The organism is Aliidiomarina sp. B3213 (assembly GCF_003290085.1).
Lineage (GTDB): Bacteria > Pseudomonadota > Gammaproteobacteria > Enterobacterales > Alteromonadaceae > Aliidiomarina.
In genome coordinates, this window is the sequence record NZ_QMKJ01000003.1 from 62,536 (window position 1) to 88,375 (window position 25,840).

General features: G+C 46.1%; 23 protein-coding genes and 1 riboswitch. Of the genes, 8 read left to right on the forward strand and 15 right to left on the reverse strand.

The features are described from left to right. Nucleotides 1-42 precede the first annotated feature (42 nt). From DQX04_RS09815 to DQX04_RS09825, 3 genes are read right to left on the reverse strand one after another with little or no spacing between them, the layout of a single operon-like run. Complete coding sequence (locus DQX04_RS09815) at nucleotides 43-741, reverse strand: LytTR family DNA-binding domain-containing protein (protein ID WP_111915753.1); 699 nt, start codon at nucleotides 739-741, stop codon at nucleotides 43-45. A gap of 34 nt (nucleotides 742-775) precedes the next feature. Beyond that, nucleotides 776-1,870 (reverse strand): sensor histidine kinase, encoded by a 1,095-nt coding sequence (locus DQX04_RS09820; RefSeq protein WP_111915754.1) that lies wholly within the window; start codon nucleotides 1,868-1,870, stop codon nucleotides 776-778. Then, entirely contained in the window at nucleotides 1,867-3,462 is a 1,596-nt protein-coding gene (locus tag DQX04_RS09825; protein ID WP_111915755.1) for a serine hydrolase, read from the reverse strand. Before DQX04_RS09825 ends, DQX04_RS09820 begins: the two co-directional genes overlap by 4 nt. A gap of 103 nt (nucleotides 3,463-3,565) precedes the next feature. Between DQX04_RS09825 and DQX04_RS09830 the strand changes: the two genes are divergently transcribed. Then, on the forward strand, nucleotides 3,566-4,240 hold the full coding sequence (locus DQX04_RS09830; protein ID WP_111915756.1) for a DNA-3-methyladenine glycosylase I: 675 nt from the start codon (nucleotides 3,566-3,568) through the stop codon (nucleotides 4,238-4,240). Nucleotides 4,241-4,286: 46 nt separating this feature from the next. Here the strand turns inward: DQX04_RS09830 and DQX04_RS09835 are convergent, their stop codons facing one another. The 3 genes from DQX04_RS09835 to gorA form a co-directional block, all read right to left on the reverse strand. Further along, complete coding sequence (locus DQX04_RS09835) at nucleotides 4,287-4,919, reverse strand: peroxiredoxin (RefSeq protein WP_111915757.1); 633 nt, start codon at nucleotides 4,917-4,919, stop codon at nucleotides 4,287-4,289. A 142-nt stretch (nucleotides 4,920-5,061) separates the two neighbouring features. Beyond that, nucleotides 5,062-6,408 (reverse strand): sodium-dependent transporter, encoded by a 1,347-nt coding sequence (locus DQX04_RS09840; RefSeq protein ID WP_111915758.1) that lies wholly within the window; start codon nucleotides 6,406-6,408, stop codon nucleotides 5,062-5,064. Nucleotides 6,409-6,603: 195 nt separating this feature from the next. Further along, nucleotides 6,604-7,968, reverse strand: coding sequence for a glutathione-disulfide reductase (gene gorA, locus DQX04_RS09845; protein WP_111915759.1), 1,365 nt, complete (start codon nucleotides 7,966-7,968; stop codon nucleotides 6,604-6,606). Nucleotides 7,969-8,076: 108 nt separating this feature from the next. Between gorA and DQX04_RS09850 the strand changes: the two genes are divergently transcribed. Continuing rightward, nucleotides 8,077-9,102: a hypothetical protein gene (locus tag DQX04_RS09850; protein WP_111915760.1), complete on the forward strand. Its 1,026-nt coding sequence runs from the start codon at nucleotides 8,077-8,079 to the stop codon at nucleotides 9,100-9,102. A 58-nt stretch (nucleotides 9,103-9,160) separates the two neighbouring features. Here DQX04_RS09850 and DQX04_RS09855 read toward each other — a convergent pair whose 3' ends face one another. The 3 genes from DQX04_RS09855 to udk form a co-directional block, all read right to left on the reverse strand. Further along, complete coding sequence (locus tag DQX04_RS09855; protein WP_111915761.1) at nucleotides 9,161-9,826, reverse strand: phospholipid-binding protein MlaC; 666 nt, start codon at nucleotides 9,824-9,826, stop codon at nucleotides 9,161-9,163. Nucleotides 9,827-9,963: 137 nt separating this feature from the next. Next, on the reverse strand, nucleotides 9,964-11,175 hold the full coding sequence (locus tag DQX04_RS09860; RefSeq protein ID WP_111915762.1) for a NupC/NupG family nucleoside CNT transporter: 1,212 nt from the start codon (nucleotides 11,173-11,175) through the stop codon (nucleotides 9,964-9,966). Nucleotides 11,176-11,209: 34 nt separating this feature from the next. Further along, entirely contained in the window at nucleotides 11,210-11,842 is a 633-nt protein-coding gene (gene udk, locus DQX04_RS09865; RefSeq protein ID WP_111915763.1) for a uridine kinase, read from the reverse strand. 214 nt (nucleotides 11,843-12,056) lie between these two features. On the opposite strand from udk, the gene DQX04_RS09870 reads away from it, so the two are divergent. The 4 genes from DQX04_RS09870 to DQX04_RS09885 all read left to right on the forward strand — a co-directional run bounded on the left by DQX04_RS09870 (nucleotide 12,057) and on the right by DQX04_RS09885 (nucleotide 16,693). Further along, on the forward strand, nucleotides 12,057-13,217 hold the full coding sequence (locus DQX04_RS09870) for a chorismate mutase (protein ID WP_111915764.1): 1,161 nt from the start codon (nucleotides 12,057-12,059) through the stop codon (nucleotides 13,215-13,217). Nucleotides 13,218-13,299: 82 nt separating this feature from the next. Then, on the forward strand, nucleotides 13,300-15,114 hold the full coding sequence (locus DQX04_RS09875) for an ExeM/NucH family extracellular endonuclease (protein WP_111915765.1): 1,815 nt from the start codon (nucleotides 13,300-13,302) through the stop codon (nucleotides 15,112-15,114). Nucleotides 15,115-15,230: 116 nt separating this feature from the next. Then, nucleotides 15,231-15,704, forward strand: coding sequence for a Dps family protein (locus DQX04_RS09880; protein ID WP_111915766.1), 474 nt, complete (start codon nucleotides 15,231-15,233; stop codon nucleotides 15,702-15,704). A 68-nt stretch (nucleotides 15,705-15,772) separates the two neighbouring features. Next, a complete protein-coding gene (locus DQX04_RS09885) occupies nucleotides 15,773-16,693 on the forward strand; it encodes a rhodanese-related sulfurtransferase (RefSeq protein ID WP_111915767.1) in 921 nt (306 codons plus the stop codon). On the opposite strand, the gene DQX04_RS09890 is transcribed toward DQX04_RS09885, so the two are convergent. Then, entirely contained in the window at nucleotides 16,690-18,018 is a 1,329-nt protein-coding gene (locus DQX04_RS09890) for an MFS transporter (protein WP_111915768.1), read from the reverse strand. The two genes, DQX04_RS09885 and DQX04_RS09890, sit on opposite strands and share 4 nt — an antisense overlap. 117 nt (nucleotides 18,019-18,135) lie before the next feature. Here DQX04_RS09890 and DQX04_RS09895 point away from each other — a divergent pair, with 117 nt between their 5' ends. Next, nucleotides 18,136-18,894 carry a hypothetical protein gene (locus DQX04_RS09895; RefSeq protein ID WP_111915769.1) on the forward strand — a complete coding sequence of 253 codons (759 nt, stop codon included), beginning with the start codon at nucleotides 18,136-18,138 and terminating at the stop codon, nucleotides 18,892-18,894. 43 nt (nucleotides 18,895-18,937) lie between these two features. Continuing rightward, nucleotides 18,938-19,741, forward strand: coding sequence for a flagellin (locus DQX04_RS09900; RefSeq protein ID WP_111915770.1), 804 nt, complete (start codon nucleotides 18,938-18,940; stop codon nucleotides 19,739-19,741). A 32-nt stretch (nucleotides 19,742-19,773) separates the two neighbouring features. Here the strand turns inward: DQX04_RS09900 and DQX04_RS09905 are convergent, their stop codons facing one another. From DQX04_RS09905 to ubiD, 5 genes are all read right to left on the reverse strand, one after another. Continuing rightward, nucleotides 19,774-20,628 carry an aminoglycoside phosphotransferase family protein gene (locus tag DQX04_RS09905; RefSeq protein ID WP_111915771.1) on the reverse strand — a complete coding sequence of 285 codons (855 nt, stop codon included), beginning with the start codon at nucleotides 20,626-20,628 and terminating at the stop codon, nucleotides 19,774-19,776. Then, nucleotides 20,589-21,182, reverse strand: a complete 594-nt coding sequence (gene pnuC, locus DQX04_RS09910) for a nicotinamide riboside transporter PnuC (protein WP_111915772.1) — start codon at nucleotides 21,180-21,182, stop codon at nucleotides 20,589-20,591. The genes DQX04_RS09905 and pnuC overlap by 40 nt, the downstream gene beginning before the upstream one ends. A gap of 24 nt (nucleotides 21,183-21,206) precedes the next feature. Continuing rightward, a complete protein-coding gene (locus DQX04_RS09915; RefSeq protein WP_111915773.1) occupies nucleotides 21,207-23,324 on the reverse strand; it encodes a TonB-dependent receptor in 2,118 nt (705 codons plus the stop codon). A 60-nt stretch (nucleotides 23,325-23,384) separates the two neighbouring features. Further along, nucleotides 23,385-23,481, reverse strand: a riboswitch (TPP riboswitch). Between the two features lie 61 nt (nucleotides 23,482-23,542). Continuing rightward, the gene (gene fre / locus DQX04_RS09920) at nucleotides 23,543-24,250 is read right to left on the reverse strand and encodes an NAD(P)H-flavin reductase (RefSeq protein WP_111915774.1); all 708 of its coding nucleotides are present in this window, start codon (nucleotides 24,248-24,250) and stop codon (nucleotides 23,543-23,545) included. Continuing rightward, a complete protein-coding gene (gene ubiD / locus DQX04_RS09925; RefSeq protein WP_111915775.1) occupies nucleotides 24,243-25,715 on the reverse strand; it encodes a 4-hydroxy-3-polyprenylbenzoate decarboxylase in 1,473 nt (490 codons plus the stop codon). The genes fre and ubiD overlap by 8 nt, the downstream gene beginning before the upstream one ends. Nucleotides 25,716-25,840 lie beyond the last annotated feature (125 nt).

Sequence of the window (25,840 nt, forward strand, 5' to 3'; positions counted from 1 at the left end):
GATTACTTCATTATAGTTACTATCGGCACGTTTGCTGCATTTCTAAAGCGACCATTTCTTTTTAAATTCGGCGGCTTGCCGCTTTGAAATCGCTAACTTAGAACCATTTGTAAGCTCAAGGTCAAAACCGCCACTAATTGCCGGCTCTATATTCGCGATAAAGTTAGTATTCACTAACCAGCTGCGACTGGCTTTAAAAAACACCTCGGGGTCGACACGCGACTCAATGCTACTGATAGGCCGGTATACTGAAGGCTTGTCTTTGTCTAAATGAACTCGCGTGTAGTTTCCCATGGCTTCAAAGGCTTGTACTTCGCCCACACTCACAAAAAAGCATTTATCTCGGTCTTTGATAAAGATTCTCTTTTCAGGCTCTAGCCGTCGTTCTTCCACGGCATCATCTACTTTTGCTAAGGCTTGCTGTAAACGTTCAGCTCGGGTGGGTTTAAGTAAATAGTCAAGGGCGTTCACTTCAAACGACTTTATGGCGTATTCGTTGAAGGCAGTCACAAAAATAACTTGAGGTACTTTGCTCGCCTTCTCGAGTACGTCAAAACCGTTCCCATCGGGAAGGTCGATATCGAGCAGCACGACATCGATGTCTACTCGGTTAATTAGATCGACTGCTGACGCAACCGAGTCAGCCTCGCCGACAATGTCGAACTCATCTGGTAACGCATCAATTTGCGTTTTCAGTTCCAGTCTCGCTAACCGGCTGTCATCGACGATAGCTATACGCATTTCACAATTCCTGTGTTCCTATGGAGCAATGTTCCTATGGAGAAATGTTATCTTCGGAAAAAAGAAGAGGAATAACAATATATGTTTCAGCCATTGCATATCCTTCCGACACGGGTTTAAAGCTCAGCCGCACTTCAGTCTGTTTGTAGAGCAGATTTAAGCGCTCACGTATATTCCTGAGTCCAATACGAGTCGTTTTATCTTTTTCTGAAGCTCCTGCAGGGGACAAAGATGAACTGGCTGGGCATGGATTCGTAACAAAAATTTCTAGCCATTGACCCTCTAGCTCACGCATAGCAATCGAAATTGTCCCACCTTCTGAACGTTTGGATATTCCATGCTTAATGGCATTCTCAACGCACAATTGTAATAGCATTCTCGGCACACGCGCCGCTAATAGAGATTCTGAAATCTCAGTTTCAAATTGCAATCGGTCTTCAAACTGAATACGGCACAAATCAACATACTCAGAAACAATCTCCAATTCTTCGGTGACTGTCACCTCGCGGCTTTCATGCTGTTTTAGGCTATACCTCAGCATGTCGGCTAACTGCGCAAGTGCCAGTCTTGCTTTTTCTGGGTCTTCTAAAATGAGTGCGCGAATATTGTTCATCATATTGAAGAGAAAATGTGGGTTTAATTGCTGAACTAAAGCTTCTAATTGGCTGCTCGCCAAAGCTTCCCCTGTGTCTCTCACCGCTCTAGCTTTAATGGTAATAAGATAAAACGCACTCCATAACACAAGCGCAATAAACATATTTATCGCATTGCCCCAAAATATATGTTGGAACACGAAGTGAATTTGCCCAGGTACTAAAGCATCGACTATTCCCATCAACGAGAAAATATAAACTACAGAAAAAAGAACCAACGCTGCAAGGCTAGAACCAACGATAGCATTAACAAGAAAGTATAAACCCTGCACCCAGAATGGAGCACTGTTCACCCATTGCTTATAGCCAAACCGCATTCCGTGAGAATAAAGTCCTGCAGTTGCCAGCAAAACAAAAGCAAAAAAGAATTCAAGAGCGTTAAAAGCCGGGGTCAGGTACAGAGAGCCCACAATAAGTGAGTACATCGCGAACCAGCCGCCGGCTTGGTAGAACCGATAGTATTTTGAATCTATCACTGCTTCAAAAGCTCCATAGCTTCTTCATTTATAGAAATAGACTGGTTATTCAAAATGACCACAGCACGCGAACCGTCTAAATAGAAGCCAACAAAACTACTAAAGCCTGCTGTTTGTCCGTTATGCCAAGCATACTGCTTGCCGTTTTCATCTGTTGTGATCATCCAGCCCAAAGCTTGCCCTAAACTATCGCTCAACTGCACTCGAGGTGTAAGCATATTGCGAATAATCGGGTTGTTATCGTTATACCCTTGGCTGACGAATTCTACGTAACGCACCATGTCTGGTAACGAAGACACCACAGCCCCCGCCCCAGCTAGCGCATCAAAGTTCCAGTTGGGAACAGGATCTCCTGCAAGCGAGTACCCTGTAACCAAGTATTCAGAAGCGTTAATGCTAGGCAAAGCCACATAGCTTGAAGTCATGCCCGCCTCTGCAAACAGCATATCTTGTATAAGCACAGAGAAAGTCTTCTGGTAAACCTGCGCTACCGCCTCAGCTAGCGCACCCACCGCAAAATTAGAGTACTCGTATTCCGGCGCACTTGGCTCTAACGCATTCAAAGCATTTTCAAGTTCAGTAGCACCAAAATGGGCATATGGGTCGTTCGGATCTGCTGTGGGTAGCAAGCTTTCCGGCAGTCTTGGAATACCGCTATGATGCGTAGAAAGCGACACCAATGTTGGCTCGACACCTGCATTTGGCCAAAATCGAGTAAGCTTGGTTTGCTCATCAACCTGCTCATCTTCCAAGGCGTGCGCCAATAAATAAGCCACCATAGTTTTCGTGACCGAACCTATCTCAAACAGAGATTCAGCACTGTGCTCACCGTAGTAAGATGTTTCGGTGCCGTCGGGAGTGATTACCGCAACCGCGCCACCGTATGTCCCTACCTCTAATTGATTTGTACTTGCGGCTAGAGGCTCACCGCGTTGAAACTTTTTTAAATTAAGAACTCTCGCTTGCCCCTGCAAGAATCGGCCTTCATATAACTCTCCATTAAACTCACCTTCATAACTCGCTTGAATCATCGGGGAATTGAAAGACAACGTCGAATCTGAAACTTCCAAATCTGAAATTGGAATGCCATAACTCTGTTGTTCTGGGCTGTCTAAAGTTGCTAAATAACCGTCTGCAAGTACCGCAATGTTGAGCACGAGGGGTAAAGTAGATCGACCGTTCAGCACCAAATCACCTGCGTATCGCCCCTCAAAAGATTCCATACGACTGATATCTTCAGCATCCAGCTTATTTAACGGAAATTCATAAGTGCGCCCTTGAATAAACTCACCTTGTAGAACGCCGTTCTCTAAGTTTCCTTCAAATTGAATACTCAATTCAGTATCCGAGAATATCACCTGGTTTTCAGAAACTTCATAATTCGTTGGTGTGCGTCCAAACATACCCTGGTTCGGGCTCTGCAAAGACACTTTATCACCGTCTACTTGAATCCCTATGGCCATGTATACGCCTTGCTGTATTTCCATCTTGCCACGCCAAATTCCGTCAAGATCATTGGCACTTACAGTAAGTGGTGATAAAACTACCGCAGCCACTGCAATAGTTTTTAAAAGTTTTTGCACCTTAGTCATAATATTGCTCCTTTATTTGAGTTGAGCCTAGCATAGTCCTTATTTTCAAGGCATTGGAAAATTTATGACGAACGGTAAACCTACATGACCAACGGGAATATTCATGAAATTTAGCGACTTTTACCAGCGCGCACTCGAACGGAAAGGAAGCGAAGAGGCTATTTCTCAACGCTTACCGAAGCTAGCGACTCCTGACCAAATTTCAGCAATATCAGACGACCGTATACTGTCGGACATGACACGCTGCATTTTCAGAGCTGGGTTTGTTTGGAGAATCATCGATCAAAAATGGCCTGGCTTTGAAGAAGCGTTCAAAGGATTTATTCCACGTTATTGGCAACAAGTGCCTCCTGAGATCATTGAAGAACTGGGTCGAGACACAAGAATTGTGCGCAACCTACAAAAAATTGCCACAGTGCCGCAGAACGCTTTTATGATTATGGAAGTCGTAGAAAGTCATGGCAGCTTTGGTGCCTTTCTTGCAAATTGGCCTTCGCACGACCAAGCAGGTTTACTCAAGTGGCTTAAAAAGAACGGGTCCCGGCTTGGTGGAGCGACTTCTCAGTTCTTTTTGCGCATGCAAGGTTGGGACGGATTTATTACTTCACCAGACGTTATAACTGCCCTAGAGAACCATAGACTGATTGACGCTAACCCAGCTTCGCAAACAGGGTTAAAGCAAATACAAGCCGTATTTAACCAGTGGCACGAAGAGTCAGGCCTTCCTTATGCGCACCTCTCAAGAATACTTTCCATGACTCTTGATGCGCGTGCATAACTTGCAAATAGATAAATGGACCGCTCGGCGGTCCATTTTTTCCTCTTTATTTTTCTATCTGTGTGAATCTCAAATAGGGACGTAACTCTTTCCAACCTTGCGGAAACTTAGTTTTTGCATCTTCATTGCTTACCGTTGGGCGAATAATAACGTCATCACCGGGTCGCCAGTCTGCCGGACAAGCAACCTCTTGAGCGTCTGTGGTTTGCAATGCATCAATCACCCGCAGAATTTCGTCAAAATTACGACCTACCGTCATTGGGTAAGTCATCGTAAGACGTATTTTATGAGAAGGGTCGACAATAAATACCGAACGAATAGTCGCATTTTGATCTTCATTCGGGTGAATCATGTCGTAAAGTTCAGCAACCTTACGCTCTTTGTCAGCAACAATAGGAAATTCGAGAATAGTTTCCTGTGTGTCGTTGATGTCGTTAATCCAACCTTTATGTTGTTCAACCGTATCGGTAGACAATCCCAAAGGCTTCACATTACGTTTTGCAAACTCTGGCGCTAACTTAGCAGTACGCCCCATTTCTGTTGTACATACCGGCGTGTAGTCTGCTGGATGACTAAAAAAGAAAACCCAAGAGCCTTTAGCCCAGTCGTGAAAATTAACCTTGCCTTGTGTTGTTTCTATCTCAAAATTTGGAGCTGTATCGCCAATTCTTAATGCCATAACGTAGATCTCTCATTGATGTATGTAGAGGTACCTTAAACATAGGTACGATTAGCCACAATTCCAAATAACCGTTCGCAATAACCAACAACAGAGAGTTATAAAAAAGGCACCTTGCGGTGCCTTTTGGAATTGTTCTTTGTTAGCCGAAAATAAGGAAATAAGTTACGGCTGCAATCAACGCTGGCGACAATACGCCGGCGATAAACCTAAACAAGTGAACACACCATGGTGGACATTCGTCATCTAGGATATTGCGAATTCTAGGCCAAGCTTTCCAACCCACAAATACAGCTGCAAGCATGCCGCCGAGAGGCATAAGTATATTCGAAGCTATGAAGTCCATTAAATCGAAAGGCGATTTGCCAAACAACATCATGTGCTCCACATATTGTCCGTTCGACAATGCAGCAGGAATTCCTAACACTAAGAAATTTGCGGTAGCTACTGCAAAGGTTGCCACTTTACGACGAATACCAAATTCATCGATAAGGAACGCAACTGCCGGCTCCAAAATAGAAATAGAAGACGTAATGGCTGCAAATAGCAATAAGAAGAAGAACAGTACCGCGAAAATCTGACCTCCTGCCATCTGTGCGAAAAGAGCTGGCATTGTAATAAACGTCAGACCGGGGCCTGCAGCTGGGTCTACACCAAAAGCGAATACCGCTGGCAAAATCATGGTGCCAGCAAGAACCGCAGCGATAATGGCAAGCAAGCCAATCCATAGTCCTGAATTTACGATTCGCGTTTCTTTAGGTAAGTACGAACCGTACGCCAGCATTAAGCCTGCACCTACAGACAACGAGAAAACGGCTAAACCTAAGGCATCGAGTACCATTCTCACCGAAAGCTTCGACCAGTCTGGAGTCACCAAGTAAACTAGGCCGTCCATTGCTCCAGGCAGCGTTAAGGTGCGAATAGCTAAGAACAGCATGAGAATAAACAATGCTGGCATTAGCACCTTACAGATACGTTCAATACCCGACTGAACACCTGCAATTACGATTGCCGCAGTGAAAAATAGGAAAATAAAGGTATAGCTAATACTGCTAAACGGCGTTCCAATGAAGTCGCCAAAAGCTTTTTCTAGTTCTGCGCCGTCGGTAATTAAAATATCACCTTGGAAGGCTTCCACAATATAGGCAATGGTCCAGCCACCTACAACGGAATAAAAGCCAAGAATGAGGAATACACAGGCTACGCCTATCCACCCGGCCATACGCCAGTGCTTTCCGCCCAACTCTTTATATGCAGAAGTAGCAGACTTTTTCGTGGTACGCCCGATCATCATTTCCGAAAGCATCATTACGATACCCACGGTAAATACACAGGCAAGATAAACTAGTAGGAATACACCGCCACCGTTTTGGCCGGCTATATATGGAAACTTCCAAATAGCTCCTAAACCGACGGCTGAACCCGACGCGGCTAGAATAAACCCTATTTTAGAACCCCAAGTTCCTCTGTTATCGCTTGTTGTTGTCATAAAACTGCGCTCTTTTATTATGTGCGATTATATTTTTTGTAATGACTGCTCATTTAAGAACACAGCAGACTATTACGAATCGACAGGAATTAAAAGGGCTCAAGCGATATCAGCGTGAATATTGTCGACAGGTTGCAGGCAGGTCGGAGCAGTTCTGAGGGCGATGAGACGCTCATCACCCTCCTGTTTCCGAAATTATCTTAAGGTAACAAACTCTTCAGCAGAGGTTGGATGGATAGCAACAGTGGCATCAAAGTCCGCTTTTGTTGCACCCATTTTCATAGCTACAGCAAAGCCTTGGAGTATTTCATCCATGCCTTCTCCAATGCCATGAATACCAATAACCTTCTCTTCTTCGCCTAGGCAAATAAGCTTAAAGGTACTTAATGCTCTGTGCGGTGTTATTGCGTTATACATGGCCGCGAAATTAGAGGTATAAACTTTCACGTTTTCCTTACCATGCATGTCTACAGCTTCTTCCTCAGTGAGTCCCATAGTTCCAATCGTAGGATGGCTGAAAACCACGGTAGGAATCAGGCTGTAATCCATTTTTGCGTTTGACATTTGCGGATTAAACAGACGCTCGGCAAGTAACCGGCCCGCTTTAATCGCCACAGGAGTAAGTTGCGCTTCCCCAGTAATGTCACCGACGGCATAAATGCCCTTTACATTAGTGTTCTGATACTCATCAGTGCGAATATAACCTTGCTCGTCGGCTTCAACACCGACAGCAGACAAGTTAATTTTATCCGTAACTGGCTCGCGACCAATTGCCCAAATCAAACAGTCGACGTGGTCGATAACTTGGCCTGACACAGTCATAACAGAAAGGCTTCCATCGTCATGTTTTTCTACTCGAGCAACCTCAGAGTGCTTGTGAAGGTGCGGATGACCATCTTGTTCCATACGCTGCATTAAGCGAGAAATAATGTCGTGGTCAAAGTTACGCAATGGACGGTCATGACGCACAAGTAGGTGCGTATCGGTTCCTAAAGCCCCCAAAACCTGCGCTATTTCTACAGCTATATACCCTGCGCCCACAACTACCGCTTTCTTCGGTTGCTGCTTTAGCGCAAAGAAACCGTCTGAGTCGATACCGTGCTCTGCTCCTGGTACATCAGGAATAGTGGCTCTGCCACCCACTGCTATAGTGATATGGTCTGCAGTAATACGTTCACCGTTCACTTCAACTTCATTGGGTCCAACAAAGCGAGCGAAACCTTCGATAAATTCCACGCCATTGCCTTCGAAGCCACGATGGTAGGCGCCATGAATGCGCTCTATATAAGCTTCTCGGTTAGCCACAAGTGTCGCCCAGTCGAAACCTTGCTGGTCGAGTTCAAAACCATATGCTTCCGAGTATTTAACTGCTTCTGCAATATGGGCGCCGTACCACATCACCTTCTTAGGTACACATCCAACGTTCACACACGTTCCACCGACCGACTTCGCTTCGATAACAGCAGCCTTCGCACCGCGTATCGCAGCTCGGTTTGCCGACGCTATACCGCCGCTACCTGCGCCTATACTTAAATAGTCAAAATGTTTTGTTGCACTCATATTGTTCTCTACAGCAAAAATAAAAACCTATGATCGCATTGTGTGAAAGGCGCTGCAAATCGACTTTTTCTCTAGCAATAAACGATTCTTTGCGGCAAGCTTTAAATAATGAACTCGAAGTATAGACTTTTAACATTGATGTTACGCCGACTAACACTACTTTTAAGCTTGTTACTTTATACCGCATCTGGCGGTACTTTCGCGCAATCACAAAACAACGAGTCGGAAGAAGGTGAGGCTCAGACCGAGCAACAAGAAACTCCGCCTCATTGGATAGATAACTTCAAAGGCGGAGTAGAGAACACCGTAGACAACACTGCCCGTTGGTTCGACCGCTTCTTCGGTAACAGTCGGCGTTTTGAGGACAGCTATAACTCTCAAGGGCGCCTTACGATTGAACCTCAATGGAGTCAATACGATGGCTGGGAAGTGAAGTCGAGCTTTCGTGCTGAGTTCAAACTTCCCCAAGCTGAGGAGCGCTTTTCCGCAATTGTAGGTCGCGGTAATTTCGACGATGTAGTTACCGACGAGCCGGACCAATTCCGTAACTCTGTAATTGACTCGGGAGAAGACGAAGAGTGGATTCTTGGTTTGGGCTTCAACCCCAACCAAGGCGAAACCAATAGGTTTTATTTCAGCGCAGGTATTCGAGGTGGTTTAGATCTCGACCCTTACGCGCAGGTTCGTTATTTGTGGCAACGGCGCATGACCGATTTCTCGCAGTTACGGTTACGTTCGACGCTGTTTTGGCGTGACAGTGACGGCTTCGGTGTAAACCAAAGACTCGACTGGGAAGCAAGTATGCGTGAAGCCTGGCTTGCACGCATTACGCTAGACGGCACCCATGCAGAACGCACTCAAGGTGTTCGTTGGGCAACTATAGCCGCGCTTTATCATCTCTATTCAGAAGAAAAGGCTATTGCAGCTGAACTCTTTACTCGAGGTCAGTCTAGCCAACAAATTCCTTTACGCGACGCAGGGTTCCGGTTTATTCACCGCCAAGAATTTTTCCGTGACTGGCTTTATTTGGAATTTTGGGGCGGTATGCATTGGCCCAGAGAGCTCCCAGAAGAGCGCCGTCAACAGCAATGGATGTTCGGTATTGAAATTGCGATGTGGTACGGAGCACAGTAAACACTGAGCAATAAAAAAGGTGGCCTAAGCCACCTTTTATTTATTCTACCGCTCTTGGTTAGTCGTCTAAACCTTCCAAATCTACTTCTTCGTCTAAGTCGATGTCCGCATTAGCGCGTTCTTGAAGTAGTTCAATTGTGCCTTGGAAACCACGCTGCCTTAATGACGCTTGAATTTCTGACTGCTGAGCATTCAGCATACTTACGCCTTCCGCTACCAGGTCATAAGCGAGCCATGGTGACTCTGGCGTACGACGCTGTAAATGAAAGTCTAAACGCACAGGTGGACGCCCGCCTTCTTCAACAAGCTGTGCGCGAACAACAACACGGCGTTCATTTGCGTAGTCTTCTTCACGACCAAAAGTTAAAGAGTGCTTAGTTTCGTCGAATTGTGTGAATACTTTTGAGTAAGTGGTCACAAGGTAATCGCGAAATACGGTAACAAATAGGTCTTGTTGTGCAGGCTCTAAACGCTGCCAATTTCGCCCCAGCACCATACGCGCCGCGAATTCATGGTCAGTATGTGGCAGAAGCTCCTCAGCAAGAATGCTCCGTAAATAATTCGGATTTTCTGTGATTTCTGAACGTTCGTTGGTAATGCGATCCACAACTTCCTCGGCAATGCCTTGCAGCAATTGGTAAGGGTTCTGGGTTTCTGTAGCCATTGCAACCGGTGCTACTACACTCGAGATTGCAACTACCATGGCTAAAAGAAAAGATTTCATTCACTACTCCAAAAAGGCTCGAAAGGTAGCCCTGAATAAAAAGGACTACCTATATTCGGAAGATACACTATTTTGGTTCACATCTTTTCAGGCGTCTAGTGCAGAAACTGTAACAAATCGTCAAGATTTGGGGCTCCCTAGCTAGCGAGTGTAAAAAATACGCCTGCAATCGTGGCACTCATGAAATTCGCCAAAGTGGCTGCCAGCAAAGCGCGAACGCCTAATTGAGCGATATCTTTACGACGACTCGGAGCCATTCCGCCCAGACCACCTAATAAGATGGCAATTGACGAAATATTTGCAAAACCACAAAGCATAAAGGTGATAATTACTTGCGAACGCGCACTTAAGTCTTCTTTGTAATTCGCAAAGTCTAGATACGCCACAAACTCATTGATGGCCAGCTTTTGTCCAATAAAGCTACCTGCTAGCTGAGCTTCTTCCCACGGCACGCCAAGAATCCAAGCCAATGGCTGGAAGATGTAGCCAAAGATTTGCTGTAACGTGAGCGATTCTAGCCCGAACCAACCACCAACGCCGCCGAGAATACCGTTCACAAGTGCGATTAAAGACACAAACGCAAGTAACATTGCGCCGACGTTCATCGCAAGTTGCATACCGCTCGAAGCTCCAGACGCTGCGGCGTCGATAACATTCGCCCGACGCTCTTCGGTTGGAGCATTAGGCAGTTCGCTTACCGGCTCTTCTGTTTCTGGCATAATAATTTTAGCCATTAATAGCGCACCAGGTGCAGCCATGAAACAAGCTGCTATAAGGTACTTAAGCTCAATACCGATACCGGCATAACCTGCAAGCACCGATCCTGAAACAGAACTAAGTCCACCCACCATTACTGCGAATAATTCAGAACGAGTCATCGTGGGAATATAAGGCCTTACAACCAATGGAGCTTCAGTTTGGCCTACGAAGATATTCGCAGCCGCCGACAAAGACTCAGGTTTGCTGGTGCCTAATAGCTTTTGTAGTCCACCACCAATCAGGCGAATAACCCAAGCCATCACACCAACATGGTAAAGAATAGAAATTAACGCCGAGAAAAATACGATAACGCCCAGCACGTGGATAGCAAAAATAAAGCCTTGTGAGTACGCACCAATGTCACCGAACAAGAAGGCAAAACCCGCGTCTGCGTAGCCAATTACCGTAGATACACCGTTTGACATGCTATAGAGCACGTCTTGTCCGAACGGGATGTATAACACAAATGCGGCTAAACCCAACTGAATGGCAAACGCGCCCCCAACTGTTCTCCAGCGAATGCTTTTACGTGCAGATGAAAAGGCGTATGCCACGCCAAGCAAAAATACAATGCCGATTAGGCCGATCATAATTATTCCCTAAACTTTTCTACGCCAAGCGAGATTACTCTGCGAGTAGCTGACGAATTTTTGTTTTAATAATATCTATCGCTATCTCGTTTTGCCCGCCTCGCGTTACTACCAAATCAGCATAGTGCTTTGAAGGGGCAATAAACTCAAAAAATGCGGGACGTACATACGTTTCATATTGTTCAGTAATCGCATTCAAACTGCGGCCACGTTCTTCAATATCTCTATTAATACGACGCAATAAACAAATGTCTAGCGGCGTGTCCATAAACACTGAAATATCGAATTGCTCACGTAGCTTGGGATCACTAAGTAGCAAAATACCTTCAACTAACACTACGCGAGCTGGAGTAACCTGAATGGTTTCTTCCATACGCGTATGCTCACGGTAACTATACTGTGGCATATCCACAGTTTCACCCGTGCGAAGCTGCTGTAAATGCTGCTCTAATAATTCATGCTCAAATGCACTCGGATGGTCATAGTTGGTAAGTACACGCTGTTCAAACGCAAGGTGGCTTTGGTCTCGGTAATACGCGTCTTCCGACAATACCGAAATACGTTCACCCCCTAGTTCTGCCACCAACTCTTGATAAACAGTTGAAGCAAAGAGGCTTTTTCCAGAAGCCGAAGGGCCAGCTATCGCGATGATCGTTGTTTTACCCACGAACAATCCTTCCGAGAATTAGATTTTATACACAATTGGTGCGCATTATCCCCAATTCGAGGCCATTTATAAACAGTAAATTTTCCTTCGCTTAATAATTCGCTCATGCAAGTAGCAGAAAAACACGGCTTCGTTTATCCTCGAAGGTAAGCCCAATAAGTTTTCAACAGAACAAGCCTGCATTTTCTAAACAAGAAGAATCTAGGAAGCAAGAATGGAATTAAAAGCACTACGCGAACAAATTGAGTCTCTCGATTCTGAGTTACTGCAATGTTTAGCGAAACGCAGGCAGCTAGCACTAGACGTTGCCCGTAATAAAGCGAAACATGAGGGCTTGGTTCGCGACACGGGCCGCGAGGCAGAGTTACTCATGAAACTTATGGAGCAGGGGCGCGACATGGGCCTCGACCCCGGCTACCTCACGCGTTTGTACCACATTATTATTGAAGACTCGGTACTTACGCAGCACGCCTGGATTCAACAAGGTGACGAACGCGGGCAGCTTGCCATTGCACACCTTGGTATGCCGGGCTCTTACTCTCACTTAACCGCGCAAAGTTACGCCACCCGACGCAATTGCAGTTTACAAGGGTTATCTTGTGAAACTTTTGAGGACGTGGTGGCTGCGGTAGAAGACGGCAGAACTACATTAGGCGTGTTGCCTATAGAAAACACATCTTCAGGTTCAATTAACGATGTTTACGACCTACTGCGCCATACACACCTGCATATTATTGGTGAAGCTTATTTACCAGTCGACCATCATTTGCTGTCTACATCTGAAGCTAGCATTGAGAACATTAAAAAAATCTATGCTCATCCACAGGCACTGACGCAATGTTCTTCCTTCTTACAGCGGCTAAATGGTGTAGAGCTGCAGGCTTGTGCGTCTTCTGCTCATGCAATGAAGTTAGTTGCTGACAGCAACGACCCCACTCTCGCGGCAATTGGTCCACAAAGCGGCGGTGCCTTATACGACCTATTCGCGCTCGCAGACAGTATGGCGAATCAGAAAGAAAACCATACACGATTCATCGTTGTAAGCCGCGATCCGCTGCGTGTGCCGTCGCAATTACCGTCTAAAACCAGTTTAATTATGGCTACACATAATCAGCCCGGCTCGTTGGTAGACGCTTTACTTATTTTGAGAGCGCACGACATTAACATGACCAAACTTGAGTCACGCCCAATGCCCGGGAATCCGTGGGAAGAATTATTTTATGTCGATGTGTTGGTCAATAGTGCATCTACACAGTGGGAAGCCGCGTTGAAAGAACTCAGCACCATCACTCGTTTTGTCAAAGTACTCGGGTGCTATCCCGACGAACGTATCAAAGCTACACACGCTCCGATCACCGAGCGGGAATTTTCCTAGTTATCTCGGAGCAGCGAACGGCGCGCAGATATGCGATACTTGCCCTATAAATTATTAATTATCAGATAGAAAAGGTCTGGTCATGAGAAAGTTTAGTTACCTTATCGTTAGTTTCACCACTGCATTATTGCTTGCAGCATGCGGTTCAACACCTGTCGACCCCAATAGTATTCCTATCGCGCAGCGCTGCGGAGGGCAGTCGGTACCTATCGACCGCATTACTCGTTATCTTGACGACGTTGTCATAGTGGAAGGCGTTGTAAGCGCTACATTTCAGGATGAAGACGAGCTAGGTGGCTTTTTTATTCAAGAGCCGGGACAAACATTAACTGTGCCACGTCCCGCTACTTTCGTGCAAAGTAGTGAAGCGAGCCGCAATGTGCGTCCAGGTGATCGAGTACGTATCGAAGGTACTAAAGGTGAGTATGCTGGCGGTCTACAAATTTCTGACCTTACCGCCGTTACGGTTTGTGCGAGCAACCAGTCTTACAGCGTAGTTCCTATGGAATTACCATTTGACTACGTTGCGCAGTTAGACAATTTGCTTCATCAACGAATTCGCATAGCTCAACCTATGACCGTGATTGGCAATTACAACCTGGCTCGTCATGGCACACTTGATATTGCTACAGAACGTCTATGGATTCCTACTCAAATTACGATGCCCGGACTTCCTGCACGTGACCACTCTACCTATAACTTCCTGCGCCGTATTGTTTTAGATGACGGCTCTCTGGAAGAAAACCCAGAGCCTATTCCATACCCGGCAGCTGGCCTCAGCGCGAATAACACCGTGAGAGCTGGTGACACGATTACCGGTATTGAAGGCGTACTCGTTAAAATAGGTAGCAATTATCATATCCACCCAATTGAAGAGCCTATCGTAGAGCCAACTAATCCGCGCACTGCGGAGCCTTCTTTACCAGGTACAGGTGATATTCGAGTAGCGGCTTTTAATGTGTTGAACTACTTCAACGGCGACGGCATGGGCGGTGGCTTCCCAACAGCGCGAGGCGCGCAGTCAGCACAAGAGTTCGAACGCCAAAGACAAAAAATTATTCAAGCCATGCTAGACATTGATGCAGACGTATATGGCGTTATGGAAATCGAGAATGACGGATTTTCAAGCCAAAGCGCAATAGCCGACTTGGTTCGAGGCCTGCAAAATGCGGCTCCTGCAGGTGCGCGCTATTCCTATGTAATTCCAGAAATGAATCGCATTGGTGGTGACGCTATTGCTGTAGGATTAATTTACCGATCAGACAAAGTTTCTGAAGCGGGAACTGCAGCAGCAAATACCGAAGGCCCGTTCGCTTGGGGCAGTCGCCCTCCACTCGCTCAAACTTTCCGTGTGAATAGCAATCAGCGTATGTTTACGGTTGTTGCTAACCACTTTAAGTCGAAGGGTAGTTGCCCAGACAGCAGCACCGACGCCAACGCTAACCGCGGTGATGGCCAGGGTTGTTGGAACGCTTTACGCACAGAAACTTCGGTTGCTCTAGCTCGCTGGTTACGTAACAACCCAACTGGCATAGATACACGCAACACAATATTGCTTGGCGACTTCAATGCTTATGCAATGGAAGACCCCATGATGGAGCTTCGCCAATACAATTACATCAATATTGCTAATCGTCTTGCACCTGAAGGCTATAGCTACATTTATCGTGGAGAAATGGGCAGTTTAGACCATATTTTGACCCACGGTTCTATGATGGATGCAGTAAAAGGCATAGACTTTTGGAACATCAACGCTGATGAAGCCATAGCACTGCAGTATTCGCTGCGTTATAAGTCGCCGCGCCAACAGAACACGCTGTATGCGCCAACGCCATACCGTTCCTCTGATCATGACCCAGTAGTGATTGAGATAAACTCAATTCAGCTACCTCAATAACCATACAGAAGATGAGGTTTTAATTGGGAAAATCGATTAAAAGGATTCAATACAGTCGCGTTAAGTTGCAATAAGAATTTGTTATTGTTGAATTATTGAATTGGAAGGAGCGAATTATGAAACAACTTAATGTTATTGGTTTAGATCAGTCAGGTGCGAAGCAACTTACGGAGAAGCTAAACGAACTGCTTTCGAACTACCAAGTGCTATATATGAATGTTCGAGGTTTTCATTGGAACGTGCGCGGCGAGCGCTTCTTCGAACTACATGCGAAATTCGAGGAAACCTACAACGACTTGCTGCTCAAAATAGACGAAATTGCCGAGCGTATTTTAACCCTTGGTCAAAAGCCAGAACACAGCTACAGCCATTACCTTAAGGGAAGCGAAATTAAAGAAGCGACCGACGTAGTAGATGGCAGAGAGTGTGTGGTAGAGCTGCTTGAAGGGTACAAAGTACTTATAGCTCTGCAGCGCGACATTCTTGAGCAAGCGGGTAGCCTTGATGACGAAGGTACAGCTTCTTTGATGAGTGACTACATCAAAGAACAAGAAAAAACAGCGTGGATGCTCACTTCATACTTGGGCTAAATCCTGTATAATGCGCCGCGATTTTAATTGCTCTGAATTTGCGATTCAGATAGCTGAAGGAAAATATGATGAACTATATTTGCGCGGCGCTTTACAAATTTGTAGAGCTCGATAACTATTCCGATCTTCAAGATCCCCTGTACCAAGTTATGGCTAAACATGACGTTAAAGGTACGCTTCTTCTCGCTCGCGAAGGCATAAACGGCACCATTTGCGGTACCCGTGAAGGTATTGACGCGGTGCTTAATTGGCTACGTTCAGACCCAAGGCTTGAAAACGTAGAACACAAAGAATCTCCGAGCGAAACTCAGGCTTTTTACCGCACAAAAGTGAAGCTGAAAAAAGAAATCGTTACGCTTGGCGTAGACTGGGTTGATCCTAAAAACCTAGTAGGTACCTACGTAAAGCCAAGTGAATGGAACAATTTAATTTCAGATCCAGATGTACTGCTTATCGACACTCGCAACGACTATGAAGTTGCTGTAGGTACATTTGAAGGCGCCGTTGACCCAAAAACTGTAACCTTCCGTGAATTCCCGAAATACGTGGAAGAGCACTTAAATAAAGGTGAACACAAGAAGGTGGCGATGTTCTGCACTGGGGGTATTCGCTGTGAGAAGTCGACTGCGTATTTAAAAGGTTTAGGCTTTGACGAGGTTTATCACTTACAGGGTGGTATTTTAAAATACCTCGAGGAAGTGCCTGCTGAAGAGAGCATGTGGAAAGGCGAGTGTTTCGTTTTCGACCAACGCGTAACCGTGAAGCACGGCTTAGAACAAGGCACTTACGACCAATGCTACGCTTGCCGTATGCCTATTACCGAAGAAGAAATGGCTTCGGACCAATACCAGAAAGGCGTTAGCTGCCCACATTGCTACGACAAAACCACCCCCGATCAAAAAGCCCGTTATGCGGAGCGCGAACGTCAGATTCAACTCGCCAAAGCGCGCGGAGAAAAACACATTCGCGACGGCCGCTTAGAAGGTTAATCGTTAGACTCGGATACCGAGGGTAGGCGTAAAGCCTGCCCTCCTGCGAGAATCGCAAGCAAAGCTAAAAAAACAAGAACCGAAAGCGTCCCCAGCCAATAATCAAGCGCCCCAAGTACACCACCGCACAGTAAAATCACTCCAATTAAAGTATTACTTACAGCGGTAAATTGAGCTCTGTTTTCCTGCGTAGCCATGTCTACCAAATAAGTGGTACGCCCTATTCTTGCCCCTTGGTGCGCAACTGCCGCACTAAAAATTAGCGCTGAAGCTACGAATATATTGCCAAGCAATGCAGCGTTGAACGATGCCAATACAACGGTAAGTACCATAATAGCACTCGCAAGCCACGCAGCAGCAGCCATCACATGATGACTAGCTTTGTCTGCCCAGCTCCCCCAGAAGCGACCAGCGACCATGCCTGCAGCCCCACTTGCGAGCATTAAACCACCCAGCGTAGACAACGTCGACTGGTCTTGCTGTTGCACCAATACCACGATATATGGAATTGAAAACGCAGAAGAGACTAACAAGGCTCGAGTCATAACAAACTTGCGAAAATGGCTGTCGGTTACAAGCAATGACAAAGACTTAATAGCTTCGGCGCCAGCATTTCCTCCACCTTCGGTAGCGCCCGGAGTTTCCGGCACAAAGCTATAAATAGTTGCTGCAACTAACCATAAAAGAGCAGAGCCGCCAAGCAAGCTGTAAAACACTGCGCTAGACTCCGTTAGTTCTGGGAACGCAATAATCAATAGCGCCACCAATAGAGTAAGCACACCCGCCGCGCTAGAGGCGTTTCCAGTTAATCGACCTCTTCGAGATTTGGAAATGGTTTTCCCCATCACGTCTTTGATGGCCACCGAGCATACGCCTCGCGACAAGCTGAAAAACAGCAATGCGCCGATAATGCTCCAACCGAGTACCGTTCCTTCTGTATAAAGCACCGCCAGTAACATAGCGATTAAACCAACACACTGTCCTAAAGAACCGATGACCCAAAACCATTTACGAATAGGTTGTTCTCGTAGCTTTTGAGCCACGAGAAGCTGAGGTAGCAACGCCATAGACTCCCGAAGCGGTACCAACCATGCAATGAGAAAACCTGGAGCCCCAGAAGCGGTCATTAACCAAGGTAAAATAAGACGTGCGGAAACGAGTGAGTCACCCAATTTAGTGAGTACTAAAGCGAGTATATGTAATACAAACGACTTGGGCTGAGCGTTACAAGCCTCGTCTGGAATATCACGACATACTCTAGCGTCTTCCTCGTCTACCAAGTATCGATAAACACGTGTTGTCCATGCTCTATTTTGGTCGTTCATGGTTCCTCAACTATAAGTATCTCTTTTTTCGAAGATTAATAATCCCGCTCAAAAATTGTCCAAAGCGGCATTTTTTTATATACTAAAGAGTACGCCACGTTTAACTAGGAGGCGTTCATGCAAGTGTCTAACTACGATATGTTTAGCGGCTTGGTTCAATTCGTCAACAATCGCAGCTTGGTATCACCTGGCTCGAACAATAACGAATTAACTACGTCTCTGACAAATCCAGGTCTCGAATTAGCCAATGAGAGACTAGGTTCACTTGTGGATGAACAGAGAAGCAGATTCACTGAAGCGCGTTCTAATGCTATCGAATCTGGCAGTGCAGCATTTGCTAGCGAAGATCTAGAGTCTAGAGTTTCGGAGCTACGCGACCTAGCTTCTCAAGCTTCCGACACTTCGTTAACCGACGAAGAACGAGCAGATATCGAGTCGCGTTTTAATACGCAACGAGATGAGTTAAACGAGCGGTTTTCTTCACTTATCGAGCGCTCGGACAACGAGACCGGCACGCAAAGAGACATCAGAGATTCATTCTCTGCGTTACAAGATGAAGCGTCGTTCATTAACGAAATTGATATTTCAGACGCTGAATCACTAGAGCAAAGTGAAGAAGGCTTTGAACAGTTTCAAGAGTCGGCTCAGCAACAACGAGGCGACTTTGTAGAAAGTCGAGAAGACTTTCTCGCGAGTGCGCAGGCTGCGCAAAATGACACGGATGAAATAGACAGAGCCCGTGAACAAGTATCTAGCCTGGAACAAGCAAGCACTCAAGCGCAAGAGATTCAACAACAAATCTCACAAAGTGGGGCCTTTGTGACACAAAGCCAAGCGAATATTTCGCAAGCTTTTGCTGTAAGTTTACTAACTTAGATTCGTTGTTTGGGCATACCATGACTCAAAGTAGGGGGAGTCTATGAAAATTGAAAGCACACAAAATACGCAAAGTTTGCTGCAACAGATTCAAGAGCAACAAACCGAGCGTTTACGTAAGCTAGCTTCAGGTAAGCGTGTAGAAAACGCCGCTGACGATGCTGCAGCTTCTCAAATTATCGAGCGTCTTACTGCCGAAAGTAACGCTTACCAGCGTTCTATGGGCAATGCGTACGATGGCATTTCTATGGCGCAAGTTGCGGAAGGCGGTTTGGCAAACGTGAACGACGACGTTAACCGTATTCGTGAACTCACGTTGCAAGCTGGCAATGGAGCACTCAACGACTCTGACCGTCAAGCATTGCAAAGTGAAATCGATCAACTTCGCGGCAATATCGACCAAACCCTAGAAAGAACTGAGTTTGCGGGTAAACCTTTGCTCACTTCTGATAGTAGCCAAGAGTTCTTGGTGGGTAGCAGTGCAGGCCAAACCATTTCCATCGATTTGCAAGACGTAAGCGGACAGCTTTCAGGTCTTGATAACATCGACCTAACTGATCCAGAGTCTCGCGACAACTTGCTAGGCGAGCTCGATTCGCTGCAAGAAAACATTTCTTCTCAGCGTGCTGACCTTGGTGCGGTTCAAAATCAATTCGAGTCTGCGGCTCGTAACTTGAATAACACCGATATTAATATGCAAGAAGCTCGTTCTCGTATACAAGACTTAGATTACGCAATGGGTACAGCTGAAAACATTCAAGGCCAAATCCAGCAAAGCGCAGCCATTTCGGTACAAGGGCAAGCGAATGCACGGAACGAACAGGTATTGTCTGTATTAGGCGGCTAACCCAACCGCAAATGAAAGTGATTAAAGAGCGCCTACTTGGAAGAGTTGGCGCTTTTTTTCTGCAGGCTTTGCTGAACCTTGAACCAGATACGGTTCACCAACGCGACCAATCTTATCCAGTCGGGTAGCTCTTCTCGGGACATGTTGAACTTCGAGTATTGATTGTACTCATCTAAGAACACATCAATCTCATTTTCAAATAAGTCGTTCATCACCACGGCCATGGCGACATCAAAGGCAGGGTGTGAATACCCAGCGTATTCCCAATCAATAATTCTCAAATGCGGATTCAAGAAGATATGATCCATGCTTAAGTCGAGGTGACAAAACACATGCGGGCCATTTTCCCAAAGTGTAAGCAAATCTTCTGACTCGTGTAAATCGTGCTTTAATTGCTTCGCTAATGCCGGTGAACTCTCTTCTAGTGCATCGCAATATAAATAAAGCCGCTCACGCAAAGACCAACGAGGTAGGTTTGGCGTTAGGCGTTGTACACCTGCAAGCGCTCGACCAAGCACGCGAAGTTGAAGTTCCTCTTCATGCACCACGTCAAACATTGAAGTTTCCAAGTAGTCGTAGATAACCACGCGGTCTTCTCGAACAGAAAGCACAACCTCAGGCCCTAACGACTGCTCAGCAACATAGTGTTCTAGCGCCAGCACTTGCTCCATGTCACGAGAAAATGCTTCCTCGTAACGAAACTGCTTAGCCAAATAACGTTTCTCACCATTACTAAGCACCCAAGTACGGTTGGCCAATTGATTTCCAATCGGTTCGATTTTCCATGGCCCACCAGCGACTAGCTTATCTAGACACTGGCGAGGAAAACCGTTTTGACTCACCATATTCAGGCTTCGCTTCCAGATGGTTTTAATTGTGCTTGCCATTGCTTATATCCATATCCGGCCATAACCAAAAACGCGCTGTACAATAGCGCTGTGAGCCAAAAGCCTTCTGTTGCAAACAAGTAAACATAAAACGCATCGATAACTATCCAGTACAACCAATTCTCAAGTATCTTCTTCGCGACCATCCACTGCACAGCTAAACTAGCCACGGTAGTAAACGTGTCTAACATAACCGAGTCGGCCCGCGTGTAGGTTTGCATATAGTAAGCAACCAACACCGACGCAACAGCAATACCTGCGATAAAACCAATGTGCCACTTCCAGCCTTTGGTACTTATGACCAGTGAATCCTCACCACGTTCACCAAATTTCCACTGCCATAACCCATACCCGGCCATGAGTACATAGCAACCCTGTAGTAAGGCTTCCATGTACAAGCGACTCTCCATGAACAAAATCACGTAAATGGAAGCGCTAAATGCAGCTACTGGCCAACACCAAAGGCTTTGTTTAATTGCCAGTATAACGTAAGTGAGCGCTAACACCACTGCTAGCGCTTCATACGAAAGTAAATACCCAAGAATATCATTCATGTGTTTCTACCCATGAGTTCACACCTAAAAGTGCAAACGCGCTCCTATTCCTATGCGACGCGGCTCGCCATATTGAACATAATTCTTCGCTTGATATTCGTCTCGCGGATCGTTCCCGAAATAGAAACCTCGGGTTGTATACGTTTCATCTGTTAAGTTACGGGCGAATAAGCTAAAAGTCCAATTACCCCAGTCGTAATCGATACGTGTATGCAGCAACTGGAACTCATCGCTGCGCTCATCATGTGAGTTGGAATAGTAAAACGCGTCTTTTGCATCGACTTCAAAGCGCCAAGTCATATTGCTGGTTAATGCATAGTCGAAGCCAGCGTGCGCTTGATAGGTAGGCGCATGCGCTTGCTCACGACCCGTTAAATTTGTGCCGTCTTGCAACAACAAACCATCTAATTCTGTTTGCAACAACCCTGCACTCGCAAAAAGTCTTAACTTGTCAGTAGGAACCCACTCAACACTTGCCTCTAAACCATAGTTTACACCGGAAGATGCATTGTCACGGTAGGTTACAAACACAGCACTGCGTTCAACATAAGCGTTAACTTGCATGTCGTCTCGCCAGCTATAAAAGCCAACGAATTCAGCACGCAAGCTTTGCTCCGCAGAAAAGTAGCGTAAACCAAACTCTAGAGAAGTTAAGTATTCCGGATCGTACTCTGCTTTAGATGCCAAGAAGTCACGGAATTCGGTTAGGTTTTCATCTTCAACACGGCCTAGTGCCTCACCATTTACCCCACCTGTTTTGAAGCCACGAGCTAGGGTTGTAAACCATTGAGTTGTGTCGGTCCATTGGAACTCTAGAGAAGCCCTTCCACCCCAAGCATTCGAGTCTGGAGACGCTGTAATGTTGCGGCTATCTGAGTAATCGTTGTCATAACTTTCAAAACGTCCACCGATGGTGCCTCGTAAACGTTCAGAAAGCTGTGCGCTCAACTCACCATAAACGGCTATGTTTTGCGTGTCATATTGACTACTAAAAGGTCCAGATAAATAGGTGTAGTTACGCGTTAACTCTTGCTCTCTCGACTGTAAGTAAGCACCTACCAACCAGTCTACTTCAACTCCGGAAGCTAACCATGCTTCATCCGACAACACACGAACCTCAAGCTCTTGCTGAGTTCTTGCGCGGTCGTATTCGTCGTATGAATTATATTCCCAACCAGGGCGAATACCTTCGTAAGCCCAGTCTTCATCGTAGCCATAAAGCTCGTCTGCTGTTAAAAATGAACCGCTCAATTCGGCAATATAACCTTGCTCGCTTGCATAAGCTGCTAAGAACCTTCCCGCTGTGCTTTTTAATGTGTCTTCACCGGGAGTGTCCGATAAAGTTTCACGATTTAAATCCAACGAGAACGCATCATAGCCGTTATCAACGTCAAAATGATGCAAGGTAAGCTTGGTGGTCCACTGCGAGTTTAATTCCCATTCGGCGTTTAAACGAATCGTAGTTTCGTCTCTATGCTGTGTGTCTTCTCTATCTAAGAAAACATTCTCCATAAAGCCGTCACTTTCATATTGGTAAACACTTAAACGCGCAACACCTGTGTCGCTCAGAGTTTGGTTGAATGCCAAACCTGCGCCATAAGTGTTGTACTCTCCCCACTCCATATCAACTACGCCGTCGTTATATATTGTTGCAGGCGTACTACTTAAATAAATCACTCCAGCCATTCCGTCAGCCCCAAACCGAGTGCTTTGTGGGCCGCGGAAAACCTCAACTTGTCCGATATCAAACGTAGTGCCTGCAGCCCCTAAGCCGCTGTAATTGATACCATCAATAACCAAACCTACCGAAGGATTAATAGGGTCTACAAATTGACTGCGCTCACCAATTCCACGAATTTGGAAAAAGCGTCCGCGGGAAGCGCCTGAAGCCACATTTACATTGGCTGCCATCGCTAGAATATCTTCAATATGCGCAGCTTGGCGTTGTTGAATGTCCTCTCCGTTAAGTACGGAGACACTTGCAGGTACGTCCTCTATGCCGCGCGCACGAAAGTCGCCAACCACTTCGATACGTTCAATGGTTGTTTCTTCTTCAGTAGCTTCTTCAGCGGAAACGGAGTGAACACCAGCTACAGCTAGTGCAATTAGACTTAAAGGAAATACTAAATTTTTCTTAGACATGGTTTGGATCTCTTCTTTTTTAACCACTAAAAGATGAGACCCGGTTATGCGGTGTACGGGTATATTGTTTCTACCAATCCCTACGCCAGTATTAACCGGATCAGGTACAAAGAGTTCGCTCTCGCATCTCAGCCTTACGGCACCCCTTTGGTAACTTTGCTGCTCTCAAGAGCAACTGGCGGCAAGTATAACGCTAACCCACCGCAGTTCCAACACACTTAGTCAATGAATGATAAAGCGTCTCCAAACAACTGTGTGTTCGGTAAGCCCTTACGATAAAAGTCGTCGCGAGCGGTTTTTACCATTTCAAAACGCCCAGCAATGTAAATATCAAAATCGGCCAGTGTGTCAAAATCGTTCATCACAGCTTGGTGTACCCAGCCAGTGCGCCCTTTCCAATCGGCTTCAGCTTGCTCAACGACAGGCCTGAAATCAAACCGAGCATCGCGCTCAGCCAACTTTTTAAGCTCAGCGTATGCGTACAAGTCGCTTAACTGTTTGGCTCCCCAATAAAAAACAATCTTTCTCGACTCGCTCGTCTCAAGATGAGCTTGCGCTATAGACCAAGCATAGGAAAAACCTGTTCCTCCTGCGACTAGCAGTAAATCTCTGCTGCTAGCTCGGTAACCAGCTTCCCCTTGCGGCAAAGAGATAGTAAGTACTTGCTCTTCTCGCGCTTTCTTTAATACTTCCCATGCATAAGGGTTGTCTGGCGTTGCGCCTACGTGCAACTCAATGTATTCATTCTCGCTAGGCGACGAAGCAATAGAAAATGGGCGCAGATCAGTCGTACCCATTTTGACGCAAATATATTGCCCCGCAATAAACCTACAGGACGTTTCCGGCTTCAACAGAATACGATATACGTTCTCTGTTAACGGCGAAATCGACTCAACCGCACAGCTGACGGTTTCAATATTACTCATCAAAAATACCTAACTCATCCCACATCAAATCTACTTTGTCTTTGATGTCTTGATTCATTTCAATGGGTACGCCCCATTCTCGGTCTGTTTCACCAGGCCATTTATTTGTGGCGTCCATACCCATTTTAGAACCTAAGCCTGAAACAGGTGACGCAAAGTCTAAATAGTCTATTGGCGTATTTTCCACGAACGTCGTGTCACGCGCAGGGTCCATCCGTGTAGTCATGGCCCAAATGACATCTTTCCAGTCACGTGCATTGACGTCGTCGTCACAAACAATAACGAACTTGGTATACATGAACTGCCGTAAGAAAGACCACACCCCCATCATGACTCGCTTCGCATGACCAGGGTAAGACTTTTTCATGGTGACTACGGCCATACGGTACGAACAACCTTCCGGCGGTAAATAGAAGTCTACAATCTCTGGAAATTGCTTTTGCAAAATGGGTACAAATACCTCATTCAAGGCCACGCCCAGAATTGCGGGTTCGTCAGGCGGTCTGCCCGTATAAGTACTGTGGTATATCGGATCCTTACGGTGGGTTATTCGCTCCACCGTAAATACCGGGAAACTCTCTACTTCGTTGTAATAACCCGTGTGATCTCCATACGGTCCTTCAGGAGCCATCTCACCAGGCTCTAAATACCCTTCCAGTACAAATTCGGCATGCGCAGGCACTTGTAGGTCACTACCCAAGCATTTCACCACTTCGGTCTTACCATCTCGCAGTAACCCCGCAAACGCATACTCCGACAGCGTGTCAGGTACTGGAGTGACAGCACCCAAAATAGTTGCAGGATCAGCACCGAGAGCCACAGCGACAGGAAATCGTTCACCTGGATTTGTCTTTTGAAACTCTTGAAAATCGATGGCGCCACCACGGTGGCTTAACCAACGCATAATTAGCTTATTCTTAGCCAACAACTGCTGACGATAAATACCAAGGTTTTGGCGCTTCTTATGTGGACCGCGAGTTACCGTTAACCCCCAAGTAACCAATGGCGCAACATCACCAGGCCAGCAGGTCTGAATCGGAATATGGTTAAGATCAACATCATCGCCTTCCAGAACCACTTCTTGGCAAGGTGCATTCTTAAGCACCTTCGGCCCCATGCTTAAAACCTTTTTCAGTAAAGGCAGCTTACTTACGGCATCTTTGAGGCCTGCAGGCGGTTCAGGCTCCTTTAAATACGCAAGTAACTTTCCAACTTCGCGTAATGCCTGCACGTCGGCTTGGCCCATTCCCATGGCTACGCGTTCAGGAGTACCAAATAAATTCGCAAGTACAGGAGTGTTATGACCTTTGGGATTTTCGAACAGTAATGCAGGACCGCCAGCTTTAAGAGTGCGGTCTGCAATTTCCGTCATTTCCAGGTTTGGATCGACTTCTTGGCTTATTCTTTTCAGCTTGCCTTGCGCTTCTAGTTGCGCAATAAATTCGCGCAAGTCGCGATATTTCATGCAGTTGCTCGCTATATTGAACCTAATACCGTCATTATAAGGGTTTTCACATCCTATTGCAGGCATGTGAATTCAGTACGTGCAATTCCGGAAAAATGACTACAAACAGTTATAAAAAAGCCGCG

Bases quoted from the DNA above. Each gene is read 5' to 3' on its own strand.
- DQX04_RS09895 (WP_111915769.1), top strand. From the start codon at position 18,136: ATGCAAGTGTCTAACTACGATATGTTTAGCGGCTTGGTTCAATTCGTC.
- DQX04_RS09855 (WP_111915761.1), bottom strand. From the start codon at position 9,826: ATGAAATCTTTTCTTTTAGCCATGGTAGTTGCAATCTCGAGTGTAGTA.
- gorA (WP_111915759.1), bottom strand. From the start codon at position 7,968: ATGAGTGCAACAAAACATTTTGACTATTTAAGTATAGGCGCAGGTAGC.
- DQX04_RS09815 (WP_111915753.1), bottom strand. From the start codon at position 741: ATGCGTATAGCTATCGTCGATGACAGCCGGTTAGCGAGACTGGAACTG.
- DQX04_RS09870 (WP_111915764.1), top strand. From the start codon at position 12,057: ATGGAATTAAAAGCACTACGCGAACAAATTGAGTCTCTCGATTCTGAG.
- DQX04_RS09860 (WP_111915762.1), bottom strand. From the start codon at position 11,175: ATGATCGGCCTAATCGGCATTGTATTTTTGCTTGGCGTGGCATACGCC.
- DQX04_RS09900 (WP_111915770.1), top strand. From the start codon at position 18,938: ATGAAAATTGAAAGCACACAAAATACGCAAAGTTTGCTGCAACAGATT.
- DQX04_RS09875 (WP_111915765.1), top strand. From the start codon at position 13,300: ATGAGAAAGTTTAGTTACCTTATCGTTAGTTTCACCACTGCATTATTG.
- ubiD (WP_111915775.1), bottom strand. From the start codon at position 25,715: ATGAAATATCGCGACTTGCGCGAATTTATTGCGCAACTAGAAGCGCAA.
- DQX04_RS09850 (WP_111915760.1), top strand. From the start codon at position 8,077: ATGAACTCGAAGTATAGACTTTTAACATTGATGTTACGCCGACTAACA.
- fre (WP_111915774.1), bottom strand. From the start codon at position 24,250: ATGAGTAATATTGAAACCGTCAGCTGTGCGGTTGAGTCGATTTCGCCG.
- DQX04_RS09825 (WP_111915755.1), bottom strand. From the start codon at position 3,462: ATGACTAAGGTGCAAAAACTTTTAAAAACTATTGCAGTGGCTGCGGTA.
- DQX04_RS09835 (WP_111915757.1), bottom strand. From the start codon at position 4,919: ATGGCATTAAGAATTGGCGATACAGCTCCAAATTTTGAGATAGAAACA.
- DQX04_RS09840 (WP_111915758.1), bottom strand. From the start codon at position 6,408: ATGACAACAACAAGCGATAACAGAGGAACTTGGGGTTCTAAAATAGGG.
- pnuC (WP_111915772.1), bottom strand. From the start codon at position 21,182: ATGAATGATATTCTTGGGTATTTACTTTCGTATGAAGCGCTAGCAGTG.
- DQX04_RS09885 (WP_111915767.1), top strand. From the start codon at position 15,773: ATGAACTATATTTGCGCGGCGCTTTACAAATTTGTAGAGCTCGATAAC.
- DQX04_RS09880 (WP_111915766.1), top strand. From the start codon at position 15,231: ATGAAACAACTTAATGTTATTGGTTTAGATCAGTCAGGTGCGAAGCAA.
- DQX04_RS09830 (WP_111915756.1), top strand. From the start codon at position 3,566: ATGAAATTTAGCGACTTTTACCAGCGCGCACTCGAACGGAAAGGAAGC.
- DQX04_RS09915 (WP_111915773.1), bottom strand. From the start codon at position 23,324: ATGTCTAAGAAAAATTTAGTATTTCCTTTAAGTCTAATTGCACTAGCT.
- DQX04_RS09905 (WP_111915771.1), bottom strand. From the start codon at position 20,628: ATGGCAAGCACAATTAAAACCATCTGGAAGCGAAGCCTGAATATGGTG.
- DQX04_RS09890 (WP_111915768.1), bottom strand. From the start codon at position 18,018: ATGAACGACCAAAATAGAGCATGGACAACACGTGTTTATCGATACTTG.